Annotated in this window: 9 protein-coding genes; 1 reads left to right on the forward strand and 8 read right to left on the reverse strand. The window is 42.5% G+C overall.

The genetic code is table 11. From position 1 onward, the window contains the following. Window positions 1-11: 11 nt before the first annotated feature. The 4 genes from DESOR_RS01585 to DESOR_RS01600 are packed head-to-tail and all read right to left on the reverse strand — an operon-like array spanning window position 12 to window position 6,801. The gene (locus tag DESOR_RS01585) at window positions 12-1,547 is read right to left on the reverse strand and encodes a glycosyltransferase (RefSeq protein ID WP_014182862.1); all 1,536 of its coding nucleotides are present in this window, start codon (window positions 1,545-1,547) and stop codon (window positions 12-14) included. Window positions 1,548-1,567: 20 nt separating this feature from the next. After that, complete coding sequence (locus DESOR_RS01590; protein ID WP_014182863.1) at window positions 1,568-3,079, reverse strand: glycosyltransferase family 2 protein; 1,512 nt, start codon at window positions 3,077-3,079, stop codon at window positions 1,568-1,570. After that, window positions 3,069-4,829 (reverse strand): glycosyltransferase, encoded by a 1,761-nt coding sequence (locus DESOR_RS01595; protein ID WP_014182864.1) that lies wholly within the window; start codon window positions 4,827-4,829, stop codon window positions 3,069-3,071. The genes DESOR_RS01590 and DESOR_RS01595 overlap by 11 nt, the downstream gene beginning before the upstream one ends. Next, the gene (locus tag DESOR_RS01600; RefSeq protein WP_014182865.1) at window positions 4,813-6,801 is read right to left on the reverse strand and encodes a TPR domain-containing glycosyltransferase; all 1,989 of its coding nucleotides are present in this window, start codon (window positions 6,799-6,801) and stop codon (window positions 4,813-4,815) included. Before DESOR_RS01600 ends, DESOR_RS01595 begins: the two co-directional genes overlap by 17 nt. 151 nt (window positions 6,802-6,952) lie before the next feature. Between DESOR_RS01600 and DESOR_RS01605 the strand changes: the two genes are divergently transcribed. Beyond that, window positions 6,953-7,720 (forward strand): DUF6385 domain-containing protein, encoded by a 768-nt coding sequence (locus DESOR_RS01605; RefSeq protein WP_014182866.1) that lies wholly within the window; start codon window positions 6,953-6,955, stop codon window positions 7,718-7,720. Window positions 7,721-7,785: 65 nt separating this feature from the next. Here the strand turns inward: DESOR_RS01605 and DESOR_RS01610 are convergent, their stop codons facing one another. From DESOR_RS01610 to DESOR_RS01625, 4 genes are all read right to left on the reverse strand, one after another. Then, window positions 7,786-8,781: a glycosyltransferase family 4 protein gene (locus DESOR_RS01610; RefSeq protein ID WP_014182867.1), complete on the reverse strand. Its 996-nt coding sequence runs from the start codon at window positions 8,779-8,781 to the stop codon at window positions 7,786-7,788. Between the two features lie 35 nt (window positions 8,782-8,816). Next, complete coding sequence (locus DESOR_RS01615; RefSeq protein ID WP_014182868.1) at window positions 8,817-9,767, reverse strand: CgeB family protein; 951 nt, start codon at window positions 9,765-9,767, stop codon at window positions 8,817-8,819. Window positions 9,768-9,985: 218 nt separating this feature from the next. Next, window positions 9,986-11,344, reverse strand: a complete 1,359-nt coding sequence (locus tag DESOR_RS27200; protein ID WP_242832433.1) for a hypothetical protein — start codon at window positions 11,342-11,344, stop codon at window positions 9,986-9,988. 556 nt (window positions 11,345-11,900) lie between these two features. After that, window positions 11,901-13,457, reverse strand: coding sequence for a YncE family protein (locus tag DESOR_RS01625; protein WP_014182871.1), 1,557 nt, complete (start codon window positions 13,455-13,457; stop codon window positions 11,901-11,903). Between the last annotated feature and the right edge of the window lie 56 nt (window positions 13,458-13,513).

Here is a 13,513-nt window from a genome sequence, read left to right on the forward strand (position 1 = left end):
AGTTTTCTAAATTATTCCCAACGGATTAAATTGGGACTGGGATCTAGAATTGAATGATACTGTTCTAAGTTGCCATACTTTCCGTTAGGATCAAGCTGTTTATAACGGTAGTACTTGGCTATGCGGTCTTGGGCACGGATCCAACCGAGGTGTTTGATGCGCAGGAGGCTGGTCCCCCCGCGCAGCTCTGTGATATTATGGGGAAACCTCCCACAATGCTGGGGGGTTTCCCGCCATTTTCCTTGAAAACCCGGAATATTGCGAACCACAAAAGGACGATACCATTTGTGGGCCTGCCAATAAGGATCTTCACGGTAATGATTCTCTGTCCAGAGATCATAGAGACGGAAGCTTATGAAATCAATGTCTGGAGATCGGATTAATAAATCACGCAATTGCTTTGGGCCGTTTTCTTCGAACATTTCATCAGCATCAAAAATAATAATCCATTCTGATTGAGTACTAACAGCCATTTCCCATAACTGCTTTCGAAGGAGGATCTCATCATGGAACGTAGGCTTTCTATTAGAACGAAGTGTTAAGGGAATTCCCTGCAGGATTTCCCGGCACATTTCTATGGTATTGTCGGTACTGGCATCATCTAATATTACAGCCTGGTCAATGTATTCAGTAGCTTGTTTTAATACTCGTTCTAAGTGGCGGTGGGCTTCATTGCGGACAAGCATCCCTAAAGTAATGCTTCCTGGATTAAGAATTGATTCGGAGAGAGATTGAGGTGAATTACTAAGAACTTTGGCGGACTTGTTTTTATACACCTGTAGTTTATCCAGTTGAGATGTTCGATAAATATGAAATGGAGGATAGTGGGTATCGGCATAGAGTTCCAACCCTAGGGCAGCTGCTCGTATGCAGAAGTGACGGTCTTCTCCAGAAAACCCTAAGTTGTATAATTTGCTGAAAGACACACCTCGCATAAGGGCTTTTCGGCTGATCAAAGTGCAAGCTCCTAAACCTCCTACCTTGTAGGTGCCGGGACGGGAAAGCATTTTAAGAAATTCTTGGGTTCTATTAGTTATTTGATTCTCAGTGAGAGAGTCACCATTTTCTGATTCATAGAGAGTGTATTGATCCTTCACCCATACTTGTGGGAGGGGAATCAAATCAGGTTTCCATTTGGTCCAAAAAACTTCGGAGACTATATCCTTTTCTAGGGAAAGCAAATGGATCAGGGTTTTAGGTGCCAGATAGAGATCGGAATCAACGAGAAAAAGGTAATCATAGCCTTCTTCGAGGGCAATATTGATGAATCTATTTTTATAATCAGCTACCTTCCAAATCAGTTCATCCCTCCAATGGTGAGTTGATTCGTCACATTTGTAGGTTCCCTTGACATCACCGGGGAGAATTCGTACATTAGGCTGCTCAAGAGCGAAGTGAGAAAGCAAGGTGTGATCGTTATGATCATCAATAAATATAAAATCAAGAGCAACTTGGTTTTTTTCTAAGTTAAGGATTGACTCTAGAAATTCCGTAAGAATTCGTTCTTGCTGTTTCACAGGACTCGCCAAGAGAACACGATAGTTCATTAATACAAACTCCTTCCGGTTTATGGAATTATCGAATCCAATGATGTATCTGATAGATATGAAAGTACATGAATTCCTATTTGGGTAAGGCTGGATAGGCTTTCTATACCTTTGAAATAATCATTATCTAAGTCATTTACTAAAAGTATCATTCTAAATTGAATTTCTTTAAGCGCAAGCATCAAGTATATACCGCCAAGCTTTACCTCGCTGTCTGAATGGAATTGATGCAAAGTTTTTTTGGAAGAATCAGGAAGCTGGAGAAGGATGTTCAATAGCTCTTTGCGACAGAGAGTAGTGGCATTGATAGTTCGGTAGAGAGTTAAGAGAAGGAAAAGGAGGCAGAATTTTAAATCTGAGTTTCGATGCTTTGTGAGCAGCTCACGCCATAATGCTTCGGATGGCCAGCTTTCAAGCATTAATATTTGTTTCAAAAAGGTTTCAATAGGGTAGCCCTTTTGAATTAAGCTAACAAACTGACGTAAAGGATAGATAGAAGCAGGAGCGGAAGCTAAAGCCCGCTGATAAAAATCATGGGCTCTTGGGAAATCCCCAGAGGACTGATGAGTATCACCAAGAAGGCAATTTATTTGGCCATGAGTGGCAAGAGTCATTGATCCTACACTTAGGGACTTTTCTAGGTTCATAACCCCCTGAGAGTAATGAGATTCTTGAAGATGAGCCAGTCCCAGGAGGTAATAAAAATCCCCTTGATTTGGATACATGCTCAAAGCCTTTGTTATAAAGCTGATTATGGTTCTGTTTTCTCCCAGATGAAGATAACCAAGAGCAGTATTAAGAAGTACATCTTCGAAGTACCCTTCTTGCCCAGTCATACGTTTTAAGGCATTATTTAGATGATTGAGGCCTTCATAAACAAAACTTTGCTGATAGTACTCCAAGCCGAGGCAATAGTGCCAAAAGGGATTGTCAGGGTTTTGCCGGAGTTCCTGTTTAAGAATAGCGGTGTTTCTCAGAAATTTATCTTTAGAGTCAAGGTGTTCTTTTAGGTAACCATAATGAGAAATTGTGATAGGTGAAGACGCTAGTCCTCTGCCTTGATTGGTTCTAAGAATTGAAGGAGCTATTTGTTCATGAATGGCTCCTTCAAATCGATAATCTTGCTTATTTCGAAAGAGCCGGACAACCTCATCGTTAGACACACGCATTGTTGAGTCGAGGATACTTTTGATTCGGATAAAATAGCCTTCAACTTCACGGTTGCTCAATAAGGAGCAGAAGGTTTTAGAGTTGATTGTGTCGAGAACCTCATCGGCATCCAGGATAAGAATCCAATCGGAAGAAGCTTGTTTTAGGGCAAAGTTTCGGGCTAGTGAGAAGTCTTCTGCCCACCGAAAAGGAAATAGCTTGGCACCTGCTTCAAGAGCTAATTGAGGAGTACAATCCGAACTTCCTGTATCAATGACAATAAGTTCGTCGATTAGATCTAAGGCACTGTTGATAGCTGACAGTATACACTCTTCTTCATCCTTAACAATCATGCATAGGCATACAGTCTCTTTAGTATCCATGAGGCAGCCACCCAGTTCCGAATCGAGCAGTTAAGTGGTTTTTGAGTTCGTTAAGCCTTTGGTCGTAATCTCTAAGAAGCTGCAGAAATCCTTTTTCTGAGGATTTCATGAGCTCTTCCAGGCCAAGGCGATAGATATCCACGATTGGTTGGGGAGTGAATATCGGAGATTGATAATGCCGGCAATCAGTGTACAGCTTTAGCACTTTATCGTAAATTTCTTGTTCTCGGATTTTAGATACAGGTGGAGGAGGTGTGAGTTTTTGTATAAATCGGATCAGCCATAATAGGAGATAAGCATCTCCTCGGGAAGAGGGATTCTGCCAAAGCTTAATTCCTAATAAGCGAGCTTTTTGAAAATCTCCAAGCAGAATGATCGCCACAACTGATAGCACTTGGGCCTTTTCGTAATAGGGATTTTGGATGCCTATCTCACCTATGCTCTTGAGTCCAGCATCCATTCTTCCTGAAAAGATACTGTATTTACTGTAGTAAAAAAGAAACGATTCCTCATTCAAAAGACGATCTTTATAGTCATCCAAACATAAGAAGGCCAGTTCAGCTTGATTTGAGAGAAAGAAAAGTTCGGCCGTAGTGAAGCAAAGGAGAGGAGTTGCCAAAAATTTTAAATCATCAAGATGCTTATAAATCATTGGCGGGGTCTTTTCACTAAGCAAGTTTAAAAAGAGAGAATACAGGGGAAAGGGGTACTTAGGGTTAAGCTTAAGGGCCGTTTCAAAAGCCTGTCTGGCTTTAAGGGATTTTCCCAGTTTTTCATAGCAAAAACCTAAATGATAGAAAGCCAAGAAACTTTCCGTACCAGTGAAATGGCTGAACAAAGCAGGGGGAGGACCGCAGGAAATAGCCTGATTAAACCACTTTATGGCAATGGGGTATTCTTTCTTTTCTTCGAAGAGGAGGCCGCCCAAATAAAAGATGTCAGTATAATTGGGGTATTCAAGACTTGTCTGGATACAAAGAGTAAGAGCATCATTATGCTGTCCCAGCTCTTTATAAGCCAGAGTAAGATACTTTAGAGCAGGAGAGCGAAACAGCAAATAATTATCACCGAGACCGCAGTAGGCACTCTGTAGTAACGGCAGGGCGTAGCTTGCTTTGCCCAGCATTAACCACTCTACGCCAAGGTAATAGTGTAAAAAAAGGTTTTTAGGGTCCTTTTGAAAAGCTTTTTTTAACAAACGTAGGTTTCGATCCCTTTTCTGGTGACGTTGCTTGCGGGGCAGAAATTGATGTTTCAGAATGGGTTCTGTGGCTAGGCCTATCATTTCCTGATTGGGTATGAAGACCTGTTCATGAATCTTACCGACATATCTGTATCTTCCATTATTTCTGAACAAGCGAAGTACATAAAAAGTATTATATTCTTCCCCAGAATCCGAGATGGGGTTGAGAAGAGGAAGCAAGAAAGCCTCCTTATCGTTTTCCAGCCCCAATAAAGTGTGAAGACAGTCCGTTTTTTGGTATTTAACTTCTTCGTCGGCATCTATGGAAAGGATCCAATCCCCCGAGGCATATTCAATGGCAAAGTTGCGGGCGGCGCTAAAATCGTTGTTCCAAGGATAAAAGTAAACTTTTGAGGTGTATTTTTTTGCAATGCATACGGTGTCATCATCAGAGCCGGTATCAACTATCACTATTTCATCAACGGCATTCTTAATACTCTCCAAGCATTTAGCTAGATGAGGAGATTCATTTTTGACAATCATAGTGAGGCTAATCCGCTGGTTCATTGCTGGATGAGACCTCCTTAGCGAGGATTTTAAATAAATCATTTTGAGGAAATTTTGCTAATGCTTCATTGAGTATCACTTGTCGCCACTCAGTATAGAGATTAATTAGGCGAATATAATGACGGGGACTGTCCGGATCGAATTGCAGAGCATGTCTGTAATGTTGTTCTGCTTCAAAATGCCGATTAAGCTGAGAGCATATTTCGGCTAGTTGAAAGTGAGCAGCAGCTGAGGGAGCCATTTCAATAGCTGTTTGTAAAAAGGGTATAGCTTGGATTTCTTCGTTATAATTCATAAAAATCTGAGCAATATTCAAATAATAGTCTGTCAGCGAATTTAAGTTGAGTGCGTGTAAAAAAAACAGTGCGCGTTTGATTTCCTTCATTGCCACTAAACGCTGGACGATGTCAAGCAAAAGCTGCATTCCTTCTGCCCCCAACACAAACTGGGGAGAAGGAGAGGTTTTCTCTGAAAATGCCAGAAAAAGGGAAATAACATTTTCTGTATCCTGAGCTAAACCAAGGGCGTGAAGTTCTTTCCAGAGACTTCGGACCTTTTGAGGTCTGTCTTGAATCCAGAAGCATAATAGTCTATTGACAGTGGCTAAAGGATATTCAGGACTCTCCGGAGAGAAATCTTCGAGGATCCTTAAGGCTTCAAAGAATCGGCGTTCCTGAATCATACAGATTGCTTTTCTGAGTTTAATATCAGATGAAACCGGAAATCCTTCCTCTACTTGATCAAAATACTGGAGTGCCAGACCATAAGCTCCATGTCTAAAATAGATGTCCCCCATGAGACGGTTGGCTGCAGGCGTACAGAAATCACAGACTTTTTCTAAGCATTCTTTAGTGTAAAGGGGTTCTTTTGTTGGTTTTAGAATCCTAACCAATTGTTCTAAAGCATGAGTAAAATGGGGGTTGTCACGGAGGCTGTAGAGGTAGAATTTGAGGGCTTCTTCTTCATCTAGATAGGATTCTGCAATTTGTCCCAGGTAATAATAGGCCCTAAAACCTCTTACCCCACCAAAGGAGGCGTACTGGGGCGGCTGCTCAGGCATAGAGGCCGCTTGCAAAAAAGCATCACGGGCTTGAGTGTACTTCTTTAAGTCAAATAAGATCAGACCAGAATAGAAATAAAGATCGGCATAGTTAGGAAATAGCTTAAGACCCACTGCTGCAGAATTAAGAGCCTCTTGAAGATGGCCAGAGGAGTGCTGGGAAAGGACGATGTAGCGGATGAGCTTGGGAAAATAAATGGTATTTGGGTCAATGTCAGAAGCAGACTTGATCAAGACAGCTTCTGCTTCTGCATATCTTTCTGCTCGATAGAGTTCGACGCCATAATGATATTGCAGCAAGTGATTGGTGGGATTTAACTCTAATTCTTTTTCAATCAACATCAAGTTACGATACTTTTTATCTTTTTCTTGAATAACTTGATCTAAATAGCCATGATGAATGATGACAAGATTCTCTGCGACTTGATAACGAGCGCTTATATTGTTTTCCAAAATAACATCGGCGATTTGTTCATGAATTGCGCCCCGGAACCGATACTCTTTTTTATTTCTAAAGAGCCTGAAGACAAGGTCAGGAACCGTTTCAACCCATCCCTCTTTTCCGAGATAATTGATGATCTTAACAAAGTACCCTTCCACAGTTTCATTTTCAATTAAGCGTAATAAAATATCCCGACTATTTGGGGATAGCTCTTCATCTGCATCTAGAAATAAAATCCAATCTCCCTGAGCAAGTTCTAAGGAAGCGTTCCGAGCCTCACTGAAGTTGCCATTCCAGGGAAAATGATGTAAAACTGCACCGTATTGGCGAGCAATATCGCATGTAGAATCCGTGGATCCGGTATCAACAATAATGATTTCATCGATAATTCCAGACACACTTCTTAAACAACGAGCTAAGCTAAGCTCTTCATTTTTGACAATCATGCACAAGCTGATTTTTTCCGCCATAGTTTGTTTGCCTCTCATCTCTTTCTCTTTTGTTTAATTAATATATGCATAGCAAAAGTGAAACTTTACGTCGAGAAAGAGAATAACATGTATTATGTAATCTTGGATAAATTTGGATTTCATTTTGGGAAAGGAAGGATAAGAAAGAGGCATGGCAAACTTTAAAATTTTTCAAGACAATCCGGATCAGGCAAAGGTCAAAATATTCGGGGGTAATAATCAGGCCTTAAACACAGATTCGTCAGGTAATCTCACGATCACATCCACAGGTTTAGCGATAACCCCGCCGGCGGATGGGTTAGCTATCACTTCGACAGGCTTGGCAATTACGGCCCCGACAAACGGTTTGACGGTAACAGCATCGGCGGATGGTCTTTCCATCACCCCGCCAACAGGAGGTTTAGCGATAACCCCGCCGGCAGATGGGTTAGCTATCACTTCGACAGGCTTGGCAATTACGGCCCCGACAAACGGTTTGACGGTAACAGCATCGGCGGATGGTCTTTCCATCACCCCGCCAACAGGAGGTTTAGCAATTACTCCACCCACTGATGGTTTACTCATCACATCCGCAGGATTGTCTATTATTAGTGGCACAACTGATGTATCGGCAACTCTGGCGAATATTACGGATACTGCAGGCAGTGGGGATGAAGCCTATAATGTTTTAGGAGTTGCAACTTGGACCTTTGGGGTGGTTAATGCTTCTCTGGATGCAAATGCTCAGGCCTTAGTAACCATGCAGATCAGCCCTGATGGAGAAAACTGGCTGGATGAAGCGGGACCTGTTACAATTGACCAAAATTCTTTAACAACATTAGTTTCTTCAATATTTTTGAAGTACGCGAGAATCTATTATAGTGCGGTGAATGCAGCAAGTGCAGTTACTCTGAATGTGTTCTTTCAGGGAGAATTATGAGATCAAAATAAAGAAGACCATGAGTTTATGGTCTTCTTTATTTGTACATAAAGAAAAATAAGCCCTTAGTCAAGAACCTTCCTATAAGCTTCTAAGGTTATTTCTGCAACTCGTGACCAAGGGTAATGATTCCGTATATGTTCCATCAGTGGTATGGGTGAGGCATTGTAAGATTGTTCTAAAGCAGAACGCAAACTTTGGTCATCCATAGGATGTACATACAGGGCCATGTCTTGGAAGTACTCACGGGGACTTCCTTGATCGGTTGAGATTACGACCGTCCCACAAGCACTTGCCTCTAAGCTGGAAAGTCCCGGAGTTTCAAACCAGCTAGGCAAAGCATGGGCCTTGGCCACCGAGTAAGCTGAGGCAAGAAGTTCTCCCTGGAGAGTACCAATATGGGCAACGTTGGAAAACTCTAAGACACGCTTATAGTATGTCTGGTCATTGACTGGTCCAAGCAGGACAAGTTGGAGACCAAGCTCATGACAGAGCTTGGCCAGCCAGTACTGATTCTTACGGGGAGATATTCTCGCTGCACAGAGCACAAACTCTTTAGGCAGATCCGGGAATTGCTCTTGGAAGAGTTGAGGGGTTGCATTGACGAAGGAATCTGGAAAACCGTTAGGGGTTACCTGATAGGGAGCCAGCTTAAAGAAGTCCTGTTGAAGAACTTCCATTTCTATCTGACTATTTGGGAGCAGGAGGTCACATTGACTTAAGAGGCGTGCCCGCATGGGCTGCAGGTGCTTCCAAACTGCAAGAGCATTAGGACTTGCACCTTCTCGTTGAAGGTACGAATTGGGCGGCCAGTAGATTGGAGATATCACGGTTTTTTTTCCTTGCTTTTGGGCATTGAGAAAGTACATATAACTCTCTTTAATGCGAGTAATATTAAAAATATGAACAAGGTCATAGGGAGAAAGATCGATATTTGGATCTGCCGATAAATGTATTTCCATGTCAAGAGCTTTTAGGGATTGCCAAGTGGAAACAATTTGCACACTGTCTCCGGCAGGGTTTTGCAAAAAGTCCGGGCGGGCTTGGAAAAGTACTTTCATGAGAATCCTCCCAACAAAGATTCTTTCTAATAGAATTAAAGCTTTTCTAAATCCTTACGAATAGATTGAATCCGGTGCTGATAAGTATGATTACGGTATACTTCTTCTTGCCCTTGATGAGCAATTTTAGCCCGCAAGTCGTCTCGGCTACGGTAAAATCGAACAAGCTCCAAGGTTTCATCAGGATGACGACTCCAGACTAGGTGGACATGGTTTTTGAAAAGGTTTTCAAGGGCGGGTGTCCAATGGGTGAGAAAAAAGGCTCGACAGCCTAAAGCCTCGAAAGTGCGCACGCTCATCATAGTGGGGGAATCCACCACTGAGTTTAACCCTAAAACAATTTTGGCGGAAGAATAAGCACAGGGTAATTGATCATATGGCAAGTATCCATGATAAATTCCCTGTTCAAGTGTGTAATGATCTGTATTTACCAGCCAATGCTCATTTCCGAAAACCTTTAAATCAAATCCTCCGGAACGTAAAGGATTAAGGAGTGTCTCCAGCCCAATTTTCCGCTGAGGGTAGGAAGTATAGTAATTAGCAGCCAGAAGTAAGTCGCAAGAATACTTGGGTGATGGCTCCGAAGGCCGATGAAAAGCTGGATTACATGCAAAATGAAAGTATAGAGATCTGATGTTATTCCTCTGGTAAAGGGATAAACATTCCTGGGCCGGAGTGAGAACGAGTCTGGCTTCTCGCCCTAATGGGCGTGACATCAAGCGCCAATCGGGTGGGTCGTCAATAGCCCAATAAATAAGGGGCAGTGAATGATGCCGCAAAATCGGGAAAAGTTTACGGGCCACAGTAGAGATTGAAACCCCCTCAGCTAAAGCGAATTTGGGTTTCCAGGTTTTGAGCATCGTTGTCAAGCGGTCTTCCCATCCTGATTCATGCACAGGAATATAACGGATTTCATCAGAGGGAGAAAAGCCCGAGGCCAGCCCGTGACATAGTAAGGATGAATTATTTAAAAAGAGAATTTTCATTGATTAGTTGCCCCATTGATGTTTTGATTGTTGGATTACCATATCTAAGGTCTTGATTAAGGTTGCTGAGTTAATTCGATATCTTTGAGCAGCCTGCTCAATACTCATAGTGAGTAAACTCTTGGCCCCTCAGCCTGAGGTTTGTATGCCAAACTTGCGGAATATTTTAGCTGTCTGGGGATACTTGCAAAGAATATCTGCGATGTTGGTCGATAAATCTAAGTGATCCATTTGTTCCAGAATCCTCCTTTTGTTTTAAGATCATTCTTTTCCGTTTGTAGCTGACAAATTTGTGATTCGAGTTTTTCTAGGGAAGAGTCACTTTCTTCTTGTTTGGACATCATGACCCTAAGAACCTGGGATAGGCTTTGGGTTTCTTTTTCCAGATTGGACATAGCCTCTTTGACAGGTTCAAGCTCATCAAATGGAGTTGGCTCTGGTTCTTGATCTTGTTTGAGTTGAAGAGCATTTTCTGAGATTATCTCCATCACTTGATCAAATTTGGACAACATGTTTTGCATCGCTTGATTGATAAGATAGTTTTCGTGTTCAAGATGAGCAACGGTCTTAATTAAAGATTGGAGTTGATTGGTTTCTTCAAAAACAACAGCAGTTTCTGACTCAGCAGTGGTCTCAGAGGCGGCAATTACTTCTGGGTCAGCTACTATTTCAGACGCAGCATTTGTTTCTGGGCCAGCACTTATTTCAGATGCTGCAGTCATATCAGCTTCAGCAATTGTATCAAAAGAAAAAGAATTAGTTTCGGTAGTAAGGGGTATTTCAGGTACTTTAATTGCATCAGGCAAAGGAGTATTTTTCTGAGGACTTAGCGAATTTAGTTCTCGTAAGTTTATCGTTGGGGAGATAGTTTGAAGTGGATCGCCATGGGATGAAAATTGTTCAGGATAGAAGGCCGGGACGGGAGGAGGAGATGGTGCATACTCCATGGTATTAGGTTGACAGTTGGAAGTCTGAGTAGAAACATTTACCGTTAGCCCCAATTCACCATGAAATGCCGGTGTATGACGCTGCATAGGATCTTCTAACCAGTACGTTTGATGATAATAATTTCTGCCTTTGTGGACCCAGTGTAAGTGTTGGCGGAGGTGCGAATTTGACGATATGATTCTCCATCCTTTCCCATCATTTTGCATTAGAAGGATTTCTCCGGAATGGACAAGCAGCCATAAAACTCCCCCTAACTCCAGAGCACCTAAACCTTTACAAGGAGAATTAAAGGTTTTGATAGGGGCAATTGATGGATTCCAGGAACTGACCAGCTCGTGTGCATCAACTTGTTGTGCAGAGCGTAGTTCGAATTGCCCTGCTATTGTTTTAACAATCCAAAAGAGATGCTGGACATTGTCAGTTGTCATTAGCGCAGCCATATTTGTGATTTCGCCCGGAATTTTTAGAGACTCGGTTGGAGATCCCCATAAATGAAAAGTTCCATTAAAGCGGTTGGTAAATAACAGCGAATAACGGCCTTGGAAGGTAATGGAACAGAGATGAAGGTTGCCTTGACTGTCTAAGTTAACATTGTAAAGAGGTTCTTTTGGGTGAACGACCTCTCCCATATGAGTACTTTGCCAAGTGCTTCCGTTCCAAAAACGATGTTCGATTCGCCAGAGCTCAGGGATGGATTGGTGAGTCGAAGCATAAAAGATATGGATTACCTTCCCCTGAGGAAAGAGGAAAAGCCTTCGATATCTTGTACTGCGAACGTCCAGTTTTGCAATTAAAGTTGTCTGGGGGGTACCTGTCCCTGTGATAAGGGTGTAGCATAGATCCCCGCTTGATTTTAGGATAACTAGATGAACTGTCTGGGGATCTGTCATGATGCCATGGGCTAAAAGCACCGGCTCTTGGAGCCGAAAAGTTGGTTTCCCACTATTTTTTTTAAACAGTGCACATCCTTGAGCACCAATATGTAAGTACAAAGCTTCATTTTCAAAAGTTAGTAATTGAGGATTTAAAGTGTTTCGAGATATTATAGCCAAAATGACCACTTCCTTTAGTTTTTGATATCTAAATGATTCATTCCGTGGAAAAAGGGCCGCTTTTGGACGGCCCTTTCTCTGGAAGGGCAGTGATTTATAAAAATAAGAGGGTGAATAACACAATCGTGAGTTTTTACTGACAAGTATCAAGTTGTGGCGGGAAGAAGTCACTTGGGAATGGTGTGAGATCAGGATTAAAGAAATTGAGGCACGGGTTTTCTGGAATGTTCGGGAACTCTTCGCAGAGCGGCGGTTCTGGGCAGAATCCGAAGGCTGGAACCAGAAGCTGTACTAGTCCAGTAACCTTGGTAATAACAAAGCTGCCGATAGCAAGTTGAATGGTCGTTGTGGTGAATACTGGGCTTGTTAATACTTCAGTTCTTGTTTCAACACGCAGGTTGAAGTCAAATTCCGGTCTGGTTGGTGGGAAGTACATGACAATATCTTTGTTGATATCGGGCAAGGTACCGGTGATTGTAAACAGGGCCCCGGTTGAATCCCTCAGTGTCAACGTATAAGGGATTTGGATGGTAAATTGAACTCTGGAGAAGTTTGGTCGTGAAGGAATGGGAGTAATGACAACACTGCCCGGGACGATTACACCGGTGGAAAAGGTCATGCTTACGAAAGTGAACGGAGGAACTCCACCGGTTGGTAAGGTTATGATAAATGCCGGGAAGCATTCTCGCTGCAGACAGCTTGCATAAACCTTTTCGACAATGATGCAAACGGATTCAGTGATTTCCTCTAGCTGATAAGGATCCGTTAAATCAATGGGATCACTAGGTGATAATGCAGATCCGACTCTGCCTACGGTTACTCCTCGTGGTGGGAATGACGTTGGTAATGCAGAAGCAATGGTATTCGTCAATGTGTTGATAATACTAATTGAACTGTCTCCTTCGTTGGTAACCCATAATTGAGTTCCATCTCCGGTTACATCCAGGCCAAGAGGATTTACTCCAACAGGGATTGATGTGATGACGTTAAGTCCGGTAGTAGATATGACGCTTACACTGTTTGATCCGAAGTTGCTGACATACATGAAGACGGGATTAACAGGGTTAGCAGCAATTTTTTGCGGGTCTGAACCCACAGGGATAAGGCTTAAGAGAGCATTTGTTGAAGTGTTGATGACACTGACATTGTTGCTGCCGCTATTGACCACAAATAGTTTTGTATTGTCTAAGCTGACAGCCAGACCATTAGGAGAAGTGCCAACTGGGATTGTTGAAATAACGGTGTTCGTTACTGGGTTAATAACAGAGACTGAATTGCTGTCGCCATTACTTACGTAGACACGGCTTCCATCGCGGGCAATTGTGACATCGACTGGTCCTGAACCTACCGTGATAGTGCTTACTACAGTATTTGTTGGAATGCTTATCACAGAAACAGTTCCACTTCCAGAGTTTGTCACATATGCTGTAGTACTAGTAGGGTCAATGGCAACTGAGGTTGGTGCAAGACCCACTGGGATTGTTGCTAAGACAAGATTTCCAGCGGTACAGATGACTGAGACTGAGTTACTGCCGAAATTAGGAACTAACACTTTCGTACCATCCGGTGTACGTTTTGGGAAAGCTGGAGCAGTCCCCACCGGAACGGTTGCGACTAGCACATCGCTGTAAACGTTATATATAGCGACGGCATTGTCGAGTGTTACCCAAGCGTGGGTTTCAAATAGCATGTGTATATTCCCCCCTTTTTTGATTCGAAAACGAGTTAGACTTAGTAGCTTTCAAC

Origin of the sequence: Desulfosporosinus orientis DSM 765, from assembly GCF_000235605.1 — a bacterium.
Lineage (GTDB): Bacteria > Bacillota > Desulfitobacteriia > Desulfitobacteriales > Desulfitobacteriaceae > Desulfosporosinus > Desulfosporosinus orientis.